This is a genomic window from Streptococcus suis (assembly GCA_024583055.1).
Lineage (GTDB): Bacteria > Bacillota > Bacilli > Lactobacillales > Streptococcaceae > Streptococcus > Streptococcus suis_V.
Window position 1 is genome coordinate 734,845 of the sequence record CP102145.1, and the last position, 19,286, is coordinate 754,130.

Here is a 19,286-nt window from a genome sequence, read left to right on the forward strand (position 1 = left end):
AGGCAATAAATAACAAGACAACTATCTTGACTGCGTATCAATTGTAAAATAGGTTGTGAATGTTGTTTTGTTTCTTTCACCAGTGGTTCTTATTGACAAATTTATTCTTAAGACTTAGTGTTTAATAAACGTAACTTGATTTTTCTTCAAATTCTCTGGGAATTGTTTTCTAACATATTTCGTGTAAGCTTCTTCTGTTAATTTGATATACCCATCTTCTATCCCCGTTGCAATAAGACTTTCAGACTCAATAAATTTCATGTTTTGTGTGGTTGCAACATATATTATTGGATTTTTTATTTCTCCTTGAGTCAGCGAATCTAATCCACCATCATAATGATAAGTTTCAAACACAATTGTTCGTTCATTTTGAAACCTTGTTTCTAATAAATTATTTCCATCTAATCCATTTAATGCATCAGTGGTAAGAAAACTTTTTATCTTATTCTTATCTTCTTCACTATATATATCCGGCAGTAAATACAATCTAGTTCCATTTTTTGCTTGATCTATCAGTTTTTCAGGTAGATCTAACCCAGTATCTATGAGATAATTTGGTGATACCGTAAAATACCATAAATCCATATCAGGTGCATATATATTATAATGACTATCACGCCATTCTCTCATTAGCTTGGTTGAATAATGAACAGAGTTTAAAATGTAAACTCCATCCTTGCCTTCAATGCTCTCATACCAGTTATACATGTCTTTAGACATTTGATCTACACTAGATCGTAATTTTGTTTCATCGCCTTCTATAAAGAATCTATCAATATAATAGTAATCTGAATCAGAATTTGAAACACATGCTCCGAGCATCGTCAACATGCATGTTAGAAATATTGAAATAAATATTTTCTTCATCAGTATTCCTCCAATTTTTGCAGACAGTACAAACAGGGTATCACATTATCATTAAATACTTTTCCAATCCCAAACTATTAAATAAAAGTTTTTATTCTTAGCTTTTTCAAATAGTAAATACCAAAATTACACATTAATTATAACACAAAACAAATAAGTAAACAACAAGGTGTTATAATAATATAGTGGATGTTTACTAGAAGTATAAAAAAAGCTACACACCATATCAATATTAACAACATTCGCACAATTTTTTCTCCGAACATTACGGGCACACAGTCTGTATTTCATTTTCCTATAACAAAAAGACCAGGATTTCTCCCAGCCTCTATCGACTATTGATAGCCTTCATGGTTCGCTTAATATCACGGTCTTGCTCACGGCGTTTAATTGACTCTCGCTTGTCGTAGTCGTGCTTCCCTTTGGCAAGCCCAATCAGGACCTTAGCAAAACCGTCCTTGATATAGACCTTGAGGGGAACCAGGGTCATCCCTGTTCCCTTGACCTCATTGCCCAAAGACTCGATTTGCTTCTTCCGCAAGAGGAGCTTGCGGGTCCGCGTTGGCTCCTGATTCCAGATATTGCCCTCATCGTAGGGAGCGATATGGACATTGACCAACCAAGCCTCGCCCTGCTTGATCTGGGCAAAGCCGTCCTTAAGGTTGATCCGCCCCGCACGAATAGACTTAATCTCCGTCCCCGTCAGGACCATCCCCGCCTCCACTGTATCGACAATGGTATAGTCGTGGCGGGCTTTTTTATTCTGTGCAATCACATTGCCCTCACCCTTGGCCATGCCTATCTCCTTTTCTTCTTGTTCTTTTTAGCCACTTCTTTGTAAAATGGTTTCTTTTTCTTGTCTTTTTTACCACTTTTTGACTTGTGGTCTTTCCCAGACTTGTGACGTCCGCTGTCGCGACCAGCAGCTTCTTGTTTGTGGTGCTTGCCCCGTCCTCGCCCTGACCGATCATCACGGTCACGGTTGGAGTGACTGGCCGTTCTCCGCTTGGCTTTCAAAGCCTTTTCCACAATATCCAGCTCGGACGGAACGTGGGCAAAATCGATTTCCCCTGTCATCTTGTCCGCCCGCGTTAGCTTGATACGAATTGGCTGACCGACACGGAAGACTCGACCTGATTTCTCACCCTGCAAGGTCAGAGTCCGCTCGTGGAACTGGTAGTATTCGTTGAGGTTGGTGATATGAATCAGGCCTTCAACCGTATTTGGCAACTCAACAAAGAGACCAAACTTGACCACGCTAGACACGACACCATCAAACTCTTGCCCGACAAATTCTTGCATGAACTCTGCCTTCTTCATGGCTTCGACTTCCCGCTCTGCCTCAATGGCACGGCGTTCTAAACTGGACGAAGACTTGGCAAGCTCAGGAATAACCCGCTCAAAATGCTCTGCTTTTTCCGCAGGATTGTGACCATAGTCCCGCACCATGCGGTGAACCAGCAGGTCGGGATAGCGGCGGATAGGACTGGTGAAGTGAGTGTAAAACTCCGCACCCAGACCGTAGTGGCCGTGGTTGTGCTCCGAGTAGCGTGCCTGCTGCATGGAACGCAGCAACATCATGTTGAGAACATCGGCGTAGGGCTGATCCTTGACCCGCTCCATGAGGTCCTGAAGGGCGTCCTGGCTGATAGAGCTGGCCGTTCCATAGACCGTCAGACCAAAGCTGGTCGCATAGTCGATGAACTTCTGCAACTTGTCTGACTTAGGCTCCTCGTGGATCCGATAGATGAAAGGCAGGTCCAGTTTGGCAAAATGCTCAGCAACGCACTCGTTGGCCGCCAACATGAAGGACTCAATCATCCGCTCGGCAATGCCCCGCTGACGCAGTTGAATATCGACTGGCAGACCATCCTTGTTGACGATGATTTTAGCTTCAGCTGTATCAAAGTTGAGAGCCCCACGCTTGTAGCGCATGGCTTCTAGCGTCTCATGGAGTTTGACCATGAGGTCCACACTCGGCACGATTGTCTTGTATTTGTCCAGCTTTTCCTTGTTGCCTGCAATCATGTCATTGACATCAGAATAGGTCATGCGGAAGGTAGTTTTGATAACCGTTTGGCCAATCCAGTGCTTGACTACCTTGCCCTTGCGGTCAATTTCCATAATAGCCGACTGGGTTAGACGGTCCACGTTTGGATTAAGGGAACAGATACCGTTTGACAGGCGTTCTGGCAACATGGGTACCACACGGTCGGTCACATAGACAGAGGTTCCCCGCTTGACAGCTTCCTGGTCCAAGGCAGAGCCTTCCGTCACATAGTAGCTGACATCAGCGATATGAACACCCAGCTCCAGATTGCCATTCTTGAGTTGCTTGATATGGACCGCATCGTCCAAGTCCTTGGCATCTGCACCGTCGATAGTGAAGATGATTTCATCCCGCAGATCCAAGCGGCCTTCAAAGTCCTGTTCAGACGGACTTTCTGGCACCCGATTGGCCTCTGCCAAAACTTCATCAGGGAATTCCGACACGATGTCCATGGATTCCAAAACTTCCAAGACATCGATTCCCACATCGTCCTTATGCCCCACCACATCCCGAATGGTCGCGACAAAGTGGTCCCGTTTCTTATTGGGATAGGCTTCAATATCAACTTTTAGGATTTCCGTTCCGGTCAATACCAGAGGTGACTTCTTGATGTAAATTTTCTGTGCGATTTTCTGGTTTTTAGACTTGATGTAGCCTGCATATTCTGGCTTGTCTTCGTCAAAAATAATCAAGCCCACCGCTGTTTTCAGGCTATGTTCCAAAATATCAATGACTTCCGCTTCCGCAGCCGTCCCCTTGAGCCTGTCCGCTACTTTCTTGATAGCCACTTCCACTCGGTCACCCTCGATGGCGAAGTTGACATCGTCACGGCTGACAAAGAGATCATCTTCCTCCTCGTCAATTGTCACAAAGCCAAAGCCAGACTTGTGGGCACGGAAAATACCCTGTAAGGTCACCTTGTTTTTGGACACTTTTGGAGCTGGCAGAGCAATTCGACCCGCATTGTCAAAGACAAGCTTACGGCTACCTTCCATGCTAGACACCAGCTTGACCAAGTCTGTAAAACTCTTAGCAGAGCTGGCTCCAAACTGATCGGCCAGCTGGTCCATGGTCACAGGACCTGCTTCTGTAATATAGTTTAAAATATCTTTTTTCATTTGTCTTTACCAAAGTGCTAGGAATATCCCTAGCTCTACTTTTCTAAATTTGCGTCATCATTTCAGCGCAGTGGTTGATTGGAAATTTTGTTCGCATTTTATTCTCCAAAATTTCCTAATCAACTGTACAGGGTGTGAGTAAAACGATCTAGGAATAGACCGTTTTAGCCTGAACCTAGAAACGCGAGAGTTCAGTTGAACTTCTTTTGATTAGTCAAATTCTGTCCCACTCCCAAAAAAATAGACCAAGAGCATTGCCCCAGTCTACATTTGATTCTATTAATTACTTGAAATGATAACCAGAACCAGCGCATTGAGCAACCAAAGGGCAACTAGAATGGCTGTAAAACGCTGCATCACTGCCTCAAACCCACGCGCCTTTGTCCGCTCAAAAAGAGCACCACTAGAAGCATCAAAGACATTACTTGATTGGTTTTTAGCTGGCTGAATAAAAATCACCGCCACAAGAATAACAGATAAAATCAACAGAATGGTTAATAATACTTGATACATACTTTTTTCACTTTCTTAAATAACTCCTGCTATTATACCACAGAATCTATTTCGTTTCAAGGTGGAGGGTTACTTTTCTCTCCTTGGGGCAGTATTTCAAGACCTGGATTTTATCCGGATGGGTCTTGGCATTCTTGCTAGTCAAATAATTCTTACTGCCACATTCAGAACATTGCAAATTGATTTTTACTCTCACTAGACTTCCCTTACTTTCAAGTAGTTTCTAAAATTCACCAAGGACCAAATCAGATTAAACAAAACCAGAGCGCTAGACACATAAAACACCCAATCATAGCCTAGATGAGCAGCAGTCGTTGACCCAATCATGGGTCCCACAACCGAACCTAGATTATTAAAAATCTGATTGTAGGAGAAAATGCGCGAAATCCCTTCTTTGGGCGTTAACTTGGTCAAGAGGGAATTGACCGACGGCAATAGAGCTCCCGTACCAAAACCATAGAGAAAGCGCAGTACACCTAGCTGGAAAGGACTTTGGGCAAAGACGCAGAGGACATTGATCAAGAGACTGTAGGCCAAGGCCATGAGCAGCAACCTGTGATTGCCAATTCGGTCCCCCAATTTCCCCAAAGGACCTGAAGTCACCAGCGAGGCCATGCCCGGCAGGGAAATAATAAATCCAGCTACAAAAAGCAGATTGTCCGTCTGACCCAGATGCCGCACATAAAGAGTTAAAATCGGCACGATAGCCTGAGCCGCCGCAATGATAATCATGGAAGTGATAAACAGTCCCACCATCATCTGCTTGTCCTTGATTTGATGAAAGAGCTCTGCAATCATCATCTGCTGCCCCTTTGCCATCGGCTTGAAATCTTCACGAATATATAAAACTGTCAAAACCGCCACCAAGAGATAGAGCAAACCGACCAGCAGAAAGACATTGTGAATCCCCACTATTTCCGCCAAAAAACCACCCAGAGTCGGGCCAATCAAGTTACCCGCCACAGCCCCTGTTGACAAGGTTCCCAGAGCATAGCCTGTCTTGTCCTTGGGTACCTGACTGGCTACTAGAGCCGTCGCATTGGGAATATAGCCGGTAAAAATCCCATTCAACACACGCAGGACAATCATCCAAAAAACATTTGGCACAAAAGCCATCCCACCCATGGTGAAAATCATAGCCAAAGCCGCCCGCACCATCATGGGCTTGCGACCATAACGGTCCGCCAAACTCCCCCAAATCGGTGCCATAATAGCTGCCGCCAGGGCATTGGTCGACACAGCCAGACCAGCAAAATACTCCACCTGACTGCCAGTCACTCCCAACTCCTCCACAAAGACCGAGATAAAAGGCATGACCAAGGTAAAACTAACCCCCGTCAAAAAATTCCCAATCCAGGCCACTTTCAAATTCGGCTTCCAGTAACTACTACCCTCGTCCATTTCCAATCTCCTCCACCAAAGACGCCACCTGCGCCAAGGTCGCCTCCCGCGACCCACTGTTATCAATCACCTTATCTGCCCGTTCTTTTTTCTTTTCTAAAGAAAGCTGCGCTGCCAAGCGATTCTCCGCCTCCTGCAGGCTATAGCCGTTGCGAGCCATGAGCCGTGCCAACTGCTGGCGCTCATCGACATAGACCAGCCAGACCTCATCGACCTCCCCGCTATAATCCAACTCGTAGAGCAGGGGAATATCCATGAAAACCACTTCTTCTGTCTGTGCTAGCAAATCCCGTCGTGCCAACAGTTCTTTCCGAATAATCTGGTCCTGCAGTTCAGATAAACGGGCCCGCAACTGGCTATCCGCAAAGACCTGCTGGCCCAATTTTACTCGGTCCAATTGACCATCAGCTGCTAGAATTGCCGGACCAAACTCCTCAAGCAAGACCTGATAGAGCCGTCCGCCCTTTTTTTGCAAATCATGAACTACCCCGTCTGCATCGATGACCTGATAGCCCTTCTCTCGTAAAAAAGCCGTCACTGTTGACTTACCCGACGCGATACCGCCTGTTAATCCGATTACCTTAGCCATGCTTCACCTGACACCGGGGACAGAAATGCGTGCCCCGACCTCCCAGCTGGATTTTGACAATCTCCGTCTGGCAACGCGGACAGGCCTGCCCCTGCTTTCCATAAACTTGTAAATAATCCTGCATGGTCCCATCCATGCCTAAGGCATTTTTGTAGGTCCGAATGGTCGAACCGCCCTTTTCAACTCCCAGAGCCAAAACATCAATGGTGGCTTGGCGAAGGCCCGCCACCTGTTCTGCTGTCAAGGTTGAACTTCCCTGGGCAGGATGAACCTGTGCTCGGAAAAGCACCTCATCGACATAGATATTGCCCAGACCAGCCACTAGGGTTTGGTCCAGCAGGTGCGACTTGATTGGCTTTTTGGACTTAGCTAATTTGGTCTGAAAAACAGCCATATCAAAGTCTTCTTCCGTCGGCTCAGGACCTAATTTTTTAGACAAGAAATAGGCTTCCAAGTCCACTTCCCGCAACAATTCCATGGTGCCAAACTTGCGGACATCTTGGTAAACCAAGGTAGAACCGTCTGACAATGCAAAAAAGACATGAAAGTGCTTGCTAGCAGGCACCACATCATGGAAAAGATTGTACTTGCCCTCCATACGCAGATGGGAAATCAGCACAAAATCTGTCAGATAGAGGAGCAAATATTTACCCCGACGGTCCACCTCCATGATGGTTTGACCAACCAACTGCTCACGAAAGCTGTCCGCACCAGTCACAATCATACGAGGATAGTCCACCCGGACACGTTCAATTTTCTTACCTTTGACAAGACGATTGAGCCCACGACGAACCGTCTCAACCTCTGGAAGTTCGGGCATACTATTCCACCTCAACCTTTCTGACATAATGTATATTTCTACTTACTTCTCTGAAACCATTCTTGGTATGAAAAGCCTGACTGTGGCTATTTTCAAAATCCGTATCCGATGCCAGTTCCCGTGCTCCATGAGATTTAGCCCACGAATCTGCAAAATCGAGTAATTCGGCAGCAATCCCCTGTCCACGATAATCAGGATGAACAAAAATTCCTTCTACATAGGCAACTGAACTAAACTGACAGCCTTCCACATAATCATGGCGGAGTGACAAACTTATCCACGCCACCGCTATGCCTGACGAAGAATAATAAAGAAACTCAAATGGAAACTTACCCTCAGCAAATTGTTCCATCAAAACTTGTTTATCTGTCTGCCATACCGAACTAGCAAATGAACCCCAAACAGAAACTGTTTCTTCCGTAACAGATTTTATTGACATACTTTCTCACCTTTGCGACGTAAAACACCACTAACGTGGTGTCTCAATGTTTCTTTATATGTTTTTACCTCAAAGATGTAGCAACATGGCATTATTGCGTCACTTTCGGATTTCTGGAATTGGAATATTAGAGACTATCCATAAGCTCACAGCCGTCTTCTTACTTCAAGGCTAGCGGGCTATTGAGGTCACGCCCCGACTGCCTCGCTCTCCAATTTCTTGGCTTGGGTTCAATTCGCCAAAGTTGAATGCATTAAAACGCTATTCAACTAACGGCAATTCTCTGCGGAATTGCCTGGGCGACTTACTAGTTTCTCACATCCACTGGACTGCTTCGCCCCCCCGAACGTTCCTCGCTCTCCAATTTCTTGGCTCGGGTTTTCACATGGTCACTTTCGCATTTTTAGGTGACCAGCTGAAACAGTCTATTCCCAGACTGTTTCACTCCCCCGGACGTTTTTAATACTCTTTCTCATTATAACCAAAGTCTGCCAGATCGAGTTTTTTGTCACGCCAGTTTTTCTTGACTTTGACCCAGGTTTCCAGGAAGACCTTGTCCCCCAGCATAAGTTCAATATCGCGTCGAGCCATGGAGCCGATTTTCTTAAGCATGGCTCCTTGTTTGCCAATGATAATGCCTTTTTGGCTATCGCGTTCGACCATGATGGTCGCGCGGATATGAACCTTGTCTGTAAATTCATCCCGTTTCATGGACTCGATAACCACTGCCACCGAATGCGGAATTTCCTCGCGAGTTAGGTGCAAGACCTTCTCGCGAATCATCTCGGACACCAAGAAGCGCTCTGGATGATCGGTAATCTGGTCTGCTGGGAAATATTGGAAACCTTCATCCAGATTTTCCTTGAGAATTTCCATCAAGCGATTGACATTATTGCCTTGGGTTGCAGAAATAGGCACAATTTCCTTGAAATCCATCTGCTGGCGGAAATCATCAATCTGCTCCAATAACTGGTCCGGATGGACCTTGTCAATCTTGTTAACCACCAAAATAACCGGCACCTTGGCCTGACGCAGACGCTCCATAATCATATCATCACCCTTGCCCCGTTTTTCATCGGCAGGCACCATGAAGATGACCGTATCCACCTCACGCAAGGTGCTGTAAGCAGACTCAACCATGAAGTCTCCCAAGGCCGTCTTTGGCTTGTGAATACCTGGCGTGTCGATAAAGACAATTTGTTCCTCGTCCGTTGTGTAAATCCCCATAATCTTGTTACGGGTAGTCTGAGCCTTGTCGCTCATGATGGCAATCTTTTGCCCCATTACATAGTTGAGAAAAGTCGATTTCCCCACATTTGGACGACCCAAAATCGCCACAAAACCTGACTTGAAAGTCATAGATTCTCCTTATTTTCCTAAAAAACCAAATCCCAAATCTTAGGGATAAAAATAATCAATCCTGTCAAAAGGGCAAAGCCTGAGACAAAAAGGACCGCTCCTGCCGCCATATCCTTGGCATTCTTGGCCAAAATGTGAAAATGATAGTCCGAAGCCAAATCCACCACGCTTTCAATAGCCGAATTCATGATTTCAAAGGCAATCACCAGGCTAATGCTGAGCAGGAGAAAGAGCCATTCTGTAGCCGATACCTGGAAAATCAAGCCGGCCAAGACCACCAAAAAGGCCGTTGCCGCATGCTTTTTCATATTGCGCTCTTCCTTAAAGGCCGTTATCAAGCCGGAAACCGCAAAATCCATACTGGCTACCAGATTCTGATTCTTCCAGCGTTTCTTTGAATTATTCTCTCGTAAGTCCATAAGCCGTCAAAATCTCTTCTTGCAAACCAAACATCTCCGCCTCTTCCTCAGGCGTGTAGTGATCATAGCCGTTGATATGGAGGAAGCCGTGCACAGCCAAAAAGCCCATTTCGCGGTCAAAACTATGGCCGTAGTCCTCTGCCTGCTCACGCGCCTTGTCAATGGAAATAAAGAGCTCACCGATGTAGGCATCAAAATCTTCCATCATCTCACCCAATTCAGGATTGTCCAGCAAATCTTCCTCATCAAAGACAATCTCCTGCTCCGGCTTGTACTCTAGGCTGACTACATCCGTCGGACGGTCAATTCCCCGGTACTCTAAATTCACTTCATGGACACGCGCATTGTCCACAAAGGTCACAGCCATTTCCTTGTTTTGCTTGCCGATTTTCTCCGCCGCAAATTGGAGCAAGTCTGTAATCTGCTCTTGCATCTGAGCAGAAACCTGCCCTGTTTCATCAATCATTTCAATATACATGGTCATACATTCCCTTTACTATTTAACATTATATCACAAATGGCAGAAAGATTCTTTTTTATGGTATAATAGAAATACACTATATTATTACAGGGAACCACTATGAAAGCTGAACAGAATATCATTGCCATCATCGACAGCAATCTGGAACAGATGACCAAGCTGGAAAGGGAAATTGCGGCCTACTTTACAAGCCTGGACTCCAAGACCATGGATTTGAGCTTGGAAATCGTCACCCAGGAACTACATATTTCTCCTTCTGCCCTGACCCGCTTTGCTAAGAAATGCAGATTTTCAGGCTATCGGGAATTTGTCTTTGCCTTTCAAAACCAGCAACAACAGCTAGACAAACAATTTAAACATGTCCAAAACAACCTGACCAAGAAGGTCCTGGTGGATTACGACGAAATTCTAACTGCGACCAGCCAGCTGGTGGACGAGGAAAAACTGCAGGAAATCGCCCACCTGATTGACCAAAGCAAGCGGGTTTATTTCTACGGCACCGGCAGTTCAGGCCTCGTTGCCATGGAGATTAAGTCCCGTTTCATGCGCCTGGGAGTTGTCTGCGACGCCATTACCGACCGCAATAACCTGATCTGGACCACCAATATCCTGGATCCCAACTGCCTAGTGATTGGGCTCTCCCTGTCTGGCTATACTGAGGATATCATCGACCACCTGACTCTGGCAGCCGAGCGAGGTATTCAGACAGCCCTCTTGACAACCAGGGAATTTGATACAACTCCTATTGACACCCTTATCCCTGTCGCATCTGTTCGCAATTTGAACTATGGCAATCGCATTTCACCACAGATCCCGTTATTGATCATGTTAGATATTCTCTACGCATACTTTCATGCTATAGATCAAGAGAAAAAAGAAAGCATATTTAAACAAACAATCGTTGACTAGATTTGCCAAACGTTTTCAAAAAGAGTAAGATAGAAGGTAGCAATACAAAAGGAGAATCATATGAAATTTTCAGACTATACCTATGTCCGTCCCGATTATGAAGCCATCAAGGCTCAATTTACTGACCTGACAGACCAGTTGGCTCAGGCAAGTGACTTGGAAACAACTCGTACACTTGTGACAGACGTTACCAAATTACTCAACTTGATCGATACCCAGTACAACCTCTGGATGATCCGTCATACTATTGACATGAATGATGAGTTTTACAATGAAGAAACCAAGTTTTGGAATGAGTATTCTCCACTTTTTGAAGAATTGACCACCAACTACTACCGTGTCATTGTCCAGACCCCTTACAAGGAAGAGTTGTCAGACATCTTGCCTAAAACCTTCTTCATGCAGGCTGAGAATAAGCTCAAGACATTCTCATCAGACGTCATTCCATTACTGCAAAAAGAAAATGAATTATCTGATGAGTACAGCAAACTGATTGCGGGTGCGGAGATTGATTTCCAAGGACAGACTTACAACCTGGCACAAATGGGGTCATTTGGTCAATCAACCGACCGTGAAGTCCGCAAGGCTGCTTCTGCTGCTACAACTGCCTTCTTTGAAAGCAAGGAAGCTGATTTCGACCGCGTTTACGATGAATTGGTCAAAGTCCGCACAGAAATCGCCCACAAACTTGGCTTCAAGGACTATGTGGAATACGGTTACCTCAAGATGAACCGTTTCGATTACAATCGTGACATGGTCAAGGTGTACCGTGAGGAAATCCTCAAACACATCGTACCGATTGTACAAAATCTGCGTCAACGCCAAGCCAATCGCCTGCAAGTTCCAAGCCTCAAACACTACGACCTCAATCTTGAGTTCTTGGACGGAAATGCAGTCCCACAAGGTGACCCTGATTTTATCGTCAGCCAAGCCCAAGACATGTACCGCGAATTGTCCGCAGAAACAGGCGAATTCTTCGATTTCATGATTGAGCATGAACTCTTAGACTTGGTCGCAAAACCAGGCAAAAACAGCGGTGGCTACTGTACCTATATCCCTGACTTCAAGAGCCCATTCATCTTCTCCAACTTCAATGGAACCAGCGGTGATATTGATGTCTTGACCCACGAAGCAGGTCACGCCTTCCAAGTCTATCGTTCGCGTTGGATTCAAAGTCCAGAAGTTGTTTGGCCAACCTATGAAACCTGTGAAATCCACTCCATGTCTATGGAATTTATGACCTGGCCTTGGATGGACCGTTTCTTCAAGGAACAAGTCGATAAATATAAATTTACTCACTTGGCAAGTGCCCTTCTCTTCTTGCCTTACGGTGTCTTGGTGGATCACTTCCAGCACGAAGTCTATGAACACCCAGAGATGACTCCAGCTGAACGAAAGGCGACTTGGAAAAAACTCCAAGACCTCTACTTGCCAGACCGTGATTATTCTGAATCAGAAGCCCTCAACCGTGGTATCTTCTGGTACCGTCAGGGGCATATCTTTGCCAGCCCATTCTACTACATCGACTACACCTTGGCTCAAGTCTGTGCCCTCCAATTCTGGAAACGCACGCAGGTGGACCATGATGAAACTGCTTGGGAAGACTACATCCGCATCTGTGATTTGGGCGGCACCAAGTCCTTCTTACAAGTGGTTGAAGCTGCAAACCTCCAATCACCGTTCAAAGAAGGTGCCCTTGAAAGCACAGCCAAGGCTGCTGCCGATTGGTTAAATGCAGTTAAGGATGACGAACTATAAAACACAAAAATCTGAATGAGATACGAACTCATTCAGATTTTTTTGCTTTGACAAATTCGATGTACTTATCCCCAAAGACTTCAATTTGCTCCAAAACCATCTTAAATTCCTGACCAATCTCGCTCAGTTCATATTCCACTTTTGGCGGAACCTGTGCATAAACCTTCCGAGTGATTAAACCATCATCTTCCAGCTGACGCAGTTGCTTAGTCAAGGTTGCTTGGGAAATCCCTGTCAATCGACGATGCAATTCATTAAACCGAACGGGACCTTCTTCGATATGATGTAGTAATAAGATACTCCATTTCCCAGATAAGACACTCTGAGTGGTCACATAAGGACACTCTGGAACCGTATGCTGTGTGAACGTTGCCATAATTTCTCCTTTATTTTTCCTTGATACTACACATTACTTCACAAAAAGATAGTGACTATTCAAAAAAAACGTACTTGTAATATTTTTAGTACCTGATACAATAATACCATAAACTGCGAAAGCAGGAAAGAAAAAATTGTTAGAGGTATAACATCATGAAAAACATTCTATTTATCGTCGGTTCACTACGTGAAGGTTCATTTAATCACCAAATGGCAAAGCAAGCTGAAAGCATCTTAGAAGGTCAAGCAACTGTATCTTATCTTAACTATAAAGAAATCCCGCTTATGAACCAAGATCTTGAAACACCAGTCTTGCCAGCTGTCCAAGCTGCACGCGATGCGATTATAGCTGCAGATGCTATCTGGATTTTCTCACCGGTTTACAACTTTGCAATCCCTGGGACTGTGAAGAACTTGATTGACTGGCTCAGCCGTGCCCTAGACTTATCAGAAACACGTGGCCCATCTGCACTACAAGACAAAATCGTTACTGTATCATCTGTTGCCAATGCTGGACATGACCAAATGTTCGCTAGCTACCATGCACTCCTACCGTTTGTTCGTATGCAAGTTGTAGGTGAGTTTACAGGTACAACTGTCAATCCAGAAGCATGGGGAACTGGACAGTTGGTATTGTCAGAGGAAGCCATCGCCGGCTTGCAAGCGCAAGCTCAAGCTTTGTTAGAAGCTTAGATTCTACAGGTCAATATACATCCTTCCATGACCTTTATCGAGTTGAAGATGATAAAATTGCAGAACTCTGGGATGTTATTGTGCCAATTGAGGAAAATTCCAAAACTTCCAATAGCAATGGTAAATTCTAATCAAAAACCAAGAAAATAAGATGAAAGAAAATTAAAATGAAACTATATTACATCATCGATGCTTATTGTGGTTGGACCTACGGCTTTAACCACATTTTCACAAAATTCATGCAAGGCCATCCTGACATAGAAATAGAGGTCATTAACGGAGGCTTGTTTGTCGGAGATAACAAAAAGAAAATGGTTGATTTCCAGCAGGCACAGACCATCAACAAACAAATCGAAAGCTATTACCAAATGTCTTTTGGCGATAACTACAATCAATTGTTTAAGGATAAGGACTTTACTATGGACTCCCTCGGTCCTGCTAGAGCCTACTCAGTCTTGAAAAACTATGTTGAGACACATAACCATGCTCAGCTGACATTAGACATCCAAGCCTTATTTTTTGAAGATGGGCTAGATCTCAGTCAAGCAGATAGTTACACCAGCCTAATCGGTACCTATCAGTTACCCACAAAGGCTATGGAAGAACTATCAAGCATCTTGAATCAACCAGAAAATCTACACCCAGACTTTATCAAGGCTTATGAAATGGGGGTAACCTCTTTCCCAACCTTGTTACTCGAAAAAGACGGAAACTTCTTTAATCTTATTAACCAAGTTCGCACAGTAGATGATTTGGAAAAAAATTTCCAAGAGGCAGTTGCTCAATAGAAAAGAAAATACCTATGTCAAAAAATCAATTATATAAAAATATTTTGGAAGAGACTTATCTAGCTACTGCTCAAGGTCGAATAGAAGATTTCAAGAGCCATTTGGCTGCTGATATCTCTTGGACAGAAGCTGCAGGCTTTCCCTATGCTGGTACCTATATCGGTCCAGATGCAGTGATTGAAAACGTCCATGCAAAACTAGGTTCTGAATGGACCAATTATAGTGCCACACCTGTTGATTACGCCTTTTCAGGAAACCGTGTCATGGTTTATGGCTACTACAAGGGGACCTACAACCTTACTCAGAAATCCTTCCAAGCAGACTTTGTCCATATTTACGATTTTAATGCTGAAAATAGAATTACACACTTTATCCAAATCGTAGATAGCGCACTTGTTGAGAAAGCTATGAGATAATAATCAATTTTCAAAAGTCTATTCGACACACATTCTTCGCCAAAAGATACTAAGTAACTCGAAAATTCCTATAAATTGTATCAGAAAGATAGGTATCCCTATGTACAATTCCCAATTTGAATTGGGCCTAGTTGCCCTCAATGTCCGCGATTTAGAACTCCAAAGCCTATTTTACCAACAAGTCTTAGGTCTCCAAGTTCTCTCCCAAAGTCCTAACCAGATTGACCTAGGCGTTGGAAAAAACATCCTTATTCGACTTATTCAAACAGAGCAGAAAGGCGAAGTTAGCCACAGCTACGGGCTATACCACTTGGCCATTGTCCTACCTAGCCGAGAGGACTTAGGGACCATCTTCCGCCACTTTATCGACAATAAGATTCCCCTCCAAGGCGCCAGCGACCACGGTTACAGCGAAGCCATTTACCTAGCCGACACCGAAGGCAACGGTATCGAAATTTACCGCGACCTGCCTCAAGACACTTGGGATGTCCGCCCGGACGGCCGTATCATCGGCATTACTGAGCCTATGGATGCTGAAACGATCTATGCTTTAGGGAAAAAAGCTGACGCAGCCTATCAGATGCCGCTTGGCAGTCGCATGGGTCATGTCCATCTATCTGTCCGAGAAAGCACCGCTTCTAGTCGATTCTACCAAGAGGTCCTAGCTATCGAGGATAAATTCTCCGTCCCATCTGCAGCCTGGCTAGCGTCTGGTGACTACCATCACCACCTAGCTGTCAACGAATGGGGTGGAAAACTGCTGGCCACACGAAAAGAAGGCATGCCGGGCCTAGCCTACTACACTCTAGTCTATACAGACATCCAAGCCTTCCAAGCCACCATTAAACGTGCCCAGACCGCAGGACTTGACCTGTACCTTGCCACCCAAGAAGTCGCCTTTGTCGATGTGGACGGCATCAGGACCCGATTGGTCTACCAAACGAAATAAGAGGTTAGACAGATACCTAACCTCTTTTATTTTATCAAACCTAAATCGTATTTCATCCCCAAAATCCGTTCCACTGATTGCTCAATGCGGTCCTCGCTTAGTTTTCCTCTTTTTACCTGGTCCAAAAGATAGGGAATCTGACTCGTAAAGTTAGAAGACAAAATCATATCCGCCCCCGCCTCGATTGCCTGAAGGGCTGCTTCATTTTGATCAAGAAATTCTGACAAACCCAATTTATCAAAATCATCTGTCAAAATAACCCCTTCAAAGCCCAGCTCCTGACGTAAAATAGCCATCACCTCAGGTGATATAGAGGACGGTTGGTCCGAAACAGCAGTCAGAATAATGTGACTGACCATGACTGAGTCCGCTCCTGCTTCAATCCCTGCCTCAAACGGTAAGAAATCCTGCTTTCTCAATTCATCTACAGGACGGTCATCATAGACCAGCCCCGTATTCGCATCACCCGTCTCACTCGAACCAGGGAAATGCTTCAAGGTAGATAGAAAATTTTCTTCCTTGAGCAATGTGACGACCTCACGAACGTAGTCAGATGTTGTCATGGCATCCTGGCCTAGTGTCCGTTCATAAATGGGTGAACTGGGATTGGTTACAACATCAGCAATCGGGAAAAAGCCCGCTGAAATACCTAAATCCTTTAGAACCGAAACCTTGGATTTTGCTCCCTCCAGGACAGCATCCAAACCTCCCTCATCATACAATTCCATCGGTGATGCAAAAGGTTCTTTCAAGATTGGACTAATTTGACTAACAGCTCCTCCCTCCTCATTGGAAGCCAAAAGCAAGGGGATATTGGAGGCTTTTTGATAGCTTGCCAAGTCTTTTTTTAGCTGACTCAGCGACTTACCTTCTACATCTTTGGATTCCAGCATATAACCTCCTAGATAATAGGCCCCAACAATCTGTTCAGCCTCTTGCTCAGGAATATGCCCTAAAAATAATTGACCAATCTTATCCTCTATGGTCATACCTTCCATCATTTGATTGATAGTCCTCTGCTTCTGTGTCAGACCACTATCAACAGCTGGCGATTCCATCTTATCAAAAACAATCCAACCACTCAGCAAGATCATCAAAAGAAGGCTAACCACAGAAAATATAGCGAAGTTTTCTTTGTTCTGAATAAATCTATCTTTCTCAATCATCCTCTAATCCGATTCAAATAATCCTGATAAGACTCCGTCTCCATCAAGGTCTTTGCATTTTCCACACGCGCCCTAGTCGGCGGTTTTGTCCCCTCCAGCGGGTAAGGTCTCCCCAACTCTCTCCACTTAAATTCACCTAAATTGTGATAAGGCAGAACTTCAAAGCGCTCGACATTGTTCAAGGTTTTGACAAATTTGCCCAACTCAACCAGGTCCTCATCTCGGTCTGTCAATCCTGGAACCAAGACATGTCGAATCCAAACAGGCTTGCCAATATCCGATAGGTAACGAGCACACTCTAAAATAGTTTTATTACTATGACCTGTAACAATACGATGCTGGTCAGGATTGATTTCCTTGATATCTAAGAGCACCAAGTCGGTCACTTCCATGAGACGGTTGTATTTTTCCAAATAACGCTCAGTCGAACGGAAGGTCAGGGCACAGGTATCTAAAGTCGTATGGATGCCTTTTTCTTTTGCCAGGGTAAAGAGAGCAATCAAGAAATCAATCTGAATGGTCGCTTCACCACCAGACACCGTAATCCCCCCTTCCTTGCCCCAGAACATCCGAAAACGCAGAGCTTCTTTTAGGACATCCTCAGCAGTACGCTCGGTTGCTGCCGGGTTAACCAAATCCCAGGTATCAGGATTGTGACAATACTGGCAACGCATGTGACAGCCTTGCATGAAGACCACAAAGCGAACACCAGGTCCATCAACTGAACCAAAACTTTCGGTAGAATGAACTAGACCGGTAACTTTTCCATAATCAATCTCTGTCATTGGCTTTTCCTCACTTTTTACTATGATTATTATATCACAAAAAATGAAAACGCTCTATATTTTCTGAATGAATAAATTGACATCCCGTTACTACACACCAAAAACCACCCACAAAACTGGGCTCTATAAGACTGTAGTGGGTAAATCCCCTATGGAGATTATGGAGCCTTTTTGAGTATAGAAAAAAAGTCCCACATGACCTAAAATGAAAAGCGTCTAAACCATCATTAAAAAGGAATCATATGGAATAGATAAATAGTCAGGGAAGTGACTGTTTATCCCCGAGCCCAGAAATAATAAAGCGAGGATAGTATCACAAACTTACTGGGAACGAAAGACCCCAACATCACTATTTTGGATTATGAGGACTGCACTTCTCACAAGGAAATTCTTGCCAAACTGGATTATTCAGCTCCTAAATACCACTCTTGTCATGGTCAAATGACTAAATACGATTTCCAGAAAACCTCTAAAACTCCCTACTTAGAATCTGCTGGATACCCTCTGCTTATCCGCTTGAGAAAGCGCCGTTTCCGCTGTAAAAATTGCGGAAAAATGGCTGTCGCAGAAACCTCTCTGATCTAGAAAAACCACCAAATCTCAACCATTGTTCACCAGAAAATAGCTCAACCTCTCATTGAAAAACAGTCTATGACCGACATCGCTAAGCGTCTTGCCCTCTCTCTACCTCAACTGTCATTCGTAAGCTAAATGAGTTCCAATTTAAAACCGATTGGGATTTGCTTCCTGAAAATATGAGCTGGGAGTCAAACAGTCTGGGGATATACGGTTTGAGCTAGTTTCAAGAAGGGAAAAATGAGTTTCATCGCTCAGAATTTTGACTCGCTAAAAGTCATTACAATCCTTGACGGACGCACACAAGCCACAATCAGAAATCACTTCCTGCGCTATTCCAGACAAGCTAGAAATCGTGTTAAAGTCATCACTATGGACATATTTATACTCAACTAAAATCAAAAATAGCCAAACTCCACTCTCTACGTACAATTGATTTGAGTTGAGAAGGAGATAGGTTTTGAATAACCTCTTGAAGTTTATCAATAACCTCATTCAAGCTTCTAAATATCTTATTCTTGAAACCACGTTTGCGGATTTCGGCCCAGACTTGCTCAATAGGGTTCATCTCTGGTGTGTAAGGTGGAATAAAGGTAAATTCTATATTCTCAGGGATATTCAATGTCTGAGATTTATACCAGATGGCATTGTCCATGACTAGAATAATGTAGTCATCTGATAAGCTTCTGACAATTGGTGTAGAAATTCATTCATCCAATCACTATCACAACCGCTTCTACTCGGTCACTAACCCAATCAATGACTTGTGGTTGGAAGAACCTAAAAACTCAAAAACCGAGCTTCATTTGAAA

21 protein-coding genes and 2 pseudogenes are annotated in these 19,286 nt (G+C 44.3%); 7 read left to right on the forward strand and 16 right to left on the reverse strand.

Translation table 11 applies throughout. The annotated features are described in order from the left end of the window. Positions 1-114: 114 nt before the first annotated feature. The 12 genes from NQZ91_03475 to ybeY all read right to left on the reverse strand — a co-directional run bounded on the left by NQZ91_03475 (position 115) and on the right by ybeY (position 10,053). Positions 115-867 carry a hypothetical protein gene (locus tag NQZ91_03475; protein UUM58442.1) on the reverse strand — a complete coding sequence of 251 codons (753 nt, stop codon included), beginning with the start codon at positions 865-867 and terminating at the stop codon, positions 115-117. 328 nt (positions 868-1,195) lie between these two features. Continuing rightward, the gene (gene smpB / locus NQZ91_03480) at positions 1,196-1,663 is read right to left on the reverse strand and encodes an SsrA-binding protein SmpB (GenBank protein ID UUM58443.1); all 468 of its coding nucleotides are present in this window, start codon (positions 1,661-1,663) and stop codon (positions 1,196-1,198) included. 2 nt (positions 1,664-1,665) lie between these two features. Next, positions 1,666-4,035: a ribonuclease R gene (rnr, locus tag NQZ91_03485; protein ID UUM58444.1), complete on the reverse strand. Its 2,370-nt coding sequence runs from the start codon at positions 4,033-4,035 to the stop codon at positions 1,666-1,668. Between the two features lie 279 nt (positions 4,036-4,314). After that, positions 4,315-4,548 carry a preprotein translocase subunit SecG gene (gene secG, locus NQZ91_03490; protein ID UUM58445.1) on the reverse strand — a complete coding sequence of 78 codons (234 nt, stop codon included), beginning with the start codon at positions 4,546-4,548 and terminating at the stop codon, positions 4,315-4,317. A gap of 46 nt (positions 4,549-4,594) precedes the next feature. Further along, positions 4,595-4,744 (reverse strand): 50S ribosomal protein L33, encoded by a 150-nt coding sequence (gene rpmG / locus NQZ91_03495; protein UUM58446.1) that lies wholly within the window; start codon positions 4,742-4,744, stop codon positions 4,595-4,597. Further along, positions 4,744-5,949: a multidrug efflux MFS transporter gene (locus NQZ91_03500; GenBank protein UUM58447.1), complete on the reverse strand. Its 1,206-nt coding sequence runs from the start codon at positions 5,947-5,949 to the stop codon at positions 4,744-4,746. Before NQZ91_03500 ends, rpmG begins: the two co-directional genes overlap by 1 nt. Then, positions 5,936-6,538, reverse strand: a complete 603-nt coding sequence (gene coaE / locus NQZ91_03505) for a dephospho-CoA kinase (protein UUM58448.1) — start codon at positions 6,536-6,538, stop codon at positions 5,936-5,938. Before coaE ends, NQZ91_03500 begins: the two co-directional genes overlap by 14 nt. After that, complete coding sequence (gene mutM / locus NQZ91_03510; GenBank protein ID UUM58449.1) at positions 6,531-7,358, reverse strand: DNA-formamidopyrimidine glycosylase; 828 nt, start codon at positions 7,356-7,358, stop codon at positions 6,531-6,533. The genes coaE and mutM overlap by 8 nt, the downstream gene beginning before the upstream one ends. A gap of 1 nt (position 7,359) precedes the next feature. Next, on the reverse strand, positions 7,360-7,797 hold the full coding sequence (locus NQZ91_03515; protein UUM58450.1) for a GNAT family N-acetyltransferase: 438 nt from the start codon (positions 7,795-7,797) through the stop codon (positions 7,360-7,362). 459 nt (positions 7,798-8,256) lie between these two features. Then, positions 8,257-9,156, reverse strand: a complete 900-nt coding sequence (gene era, locus NQZ91_03520; GenBank protein ID UUM58451.1) for a GTPase Era — start codon at positions 9,154-9,156, stop codon at positions 8,257-8,259. Between the two features lie 17 nt (positions 9,157-9,173). Then, the gene (locus NQZ91_03525; protein UUM58452.1) at positions 9,174-9,575 is read right to left on the reverse strand and encodes a diacylglycerol kinase family protein; all 402 of its coding nucleotides are present in this window, start codon (positions 9,573-9,575) and stop codon (positions 9,174-9,176) included. Next, on the reverse strand, positions 9,556-10,053 hold the full coding sequence (ybeY, locus tag NQZ91_03530) for an rRNA maturation RNase YbeY (protein UUM58811.1): 498 nt from the start codon (positions 10,051-10,053) through the stop codon (positions 9,556-9,558). Before ybeY ends, NQZ91_03525 begins: the two co-directional genes overlap by 20 nt. Before the next feature lie 102 nt (positions 10,054-10,155). Between ybeY and NQZ91_03535 the strand changes: the two genes are divergently transcribed. Continuing rightward, a complete protein-coding gene (locus NQZ91_03535; protein UUM58453.1) occupies positions 10,156-10,965 on the forward strand; it encodes a MurR/RpiR family transcriptional regulator in 810 nt (269 codons plus the stop codon). A gap of 60 nt (positions 10,966-11,025) precedes the next feature. After that, on the forward strand, positions 11,026-12,723 hold the full coding sequence (locus NQZ91_03540; GenBank protein ID UUM58454.1) for a M3 family oligoendopeptidase: 1,698 nt from the start codon (positions 11,026-11,028) through the stop codon (positions 12,721-12,723). A 28-nt stretch (positions 12,724-12,751) separates the two neighbouring features. On the opposite strand, the gene NQZ91_03545 is transcribed toward NQZ91_03540, so the two are convergent. Further along, positions 12,752-13,099 carry a helix-turn-helix transcriptional regulator gene (locus NQZ91_03545; protein UUM58455.1) on the reverse strand — a complete coding sequence of 116 codons (348 nt, stop codon included), beginning with the start codon at positions 13,097-13,099 and terminating at the stop codon, positions 12,752-12,754. Positions 13,100-13,254: 155 nt separating this feature from the next. Here NQZ91_03545 and NQZ91_03550 point away from each other — a divergent pair, with 155 nt between their 5' ends. From NQZ91_03550 to NQZ91_03565, 4 genes are all read left to right on the forward strand, one after another. Beyond that, a complete protein-coding gene (locus NQZ91_03550; GenBank protein UUM58456.1) occupies positions 13,255-13,794 on the forward strand; it encodes an NAD(P)H-dependent oxidoreductase in 540 nt (179 codons plus the stop codon). Positions 13,795-13,961: 167 nt separating this feature from the next. After that, on the forward strand, positions 13,962-14,582 hold the full coding sequence (locus NQZ91_03555) for a thioredoxin (GenBank protein ID UUM58457.1): 621 nt from the start codon (positions 13,962-13,964) through the stop codon (positions 14,580-14,582). Between the two features lie 14 nt (positions 14,583-14,596). Beyond that, on the forward strand, positions 14,597-14,998 hold the full coding sequence (locus tag NQZ91_03560; GenBank protein ID UUM58458.1) for a nuclear transport factor 2 family protein: 402 nt from the start codon (positions 14,597-14,599) through the stop codon (positions 14,996-14,998). A 100-nt stretch (positions 14,999-15,098) separates the two neighbouring features. Then, positions 15,099-15,947, forward strand: a complete 849-nt coding sequence (locus NQZ91_03565; protein UUM58459.1) for a VOC family protein — start codon at positions 15,099-15,101, stop codon at positions 15,945-15,947. 26 nt (positions 15,948-15,973) lie between these two features. Here the strand turns inward: NQZ91_03565 and NQZ91_03570 are convergent, their stop codons facing one another. Together NQZ91_03570 and pflA are read right to left on the reverse strand one after the other, a co-directional pair. Then, on the reverse strand, positions 15,974-17,041 hold the full coding sequence (locus NQZ91_03570) for a beta-hexosaminidase (GenBank protein UUM58460.1): 1,068 nt from the start codon (positions 17,039-17,041) through the stop codon (positions 15,974-15,976). A gap of 68 nt (positions 17,042-17,109) precedes the next feature. Then, positions 17,110-17,898 carry a pyruvate formate-lyase-activating protein gene (pflA, locus tag NQZ91_03575; protein ID UUM58461.1) on the reverse strand — a complete coding sequence of 263 codons (789 nt, stop codon included), beginning with the start codon at positions 17,896-17,898 and terminating at the stop codon, positions 17,110-17,112. Positions 17,899-18,210: 312 nt separating this feature from the next. On the opposite strand from pflA, the pseudogene NQZ91_03580 reads away from it, so the two are divergent. Beyond that, a pseudogene (locus NQZ91_03580) lies at positions 18,211-18,858 on the forward strand (transposase family protein). A gap of 4 nt (positions 18,859-18,862) precedes the next feature. Here NQZ91_03580 and NQZ91_03585 read toward each other — a convergent pair. Beyond that, positions 18,863-19,206, reverse strand: a pseudogene (locus NQZ91_03585) (transposase). Positions 19,207-19,286: the final 80 nt, after the last annotated feature.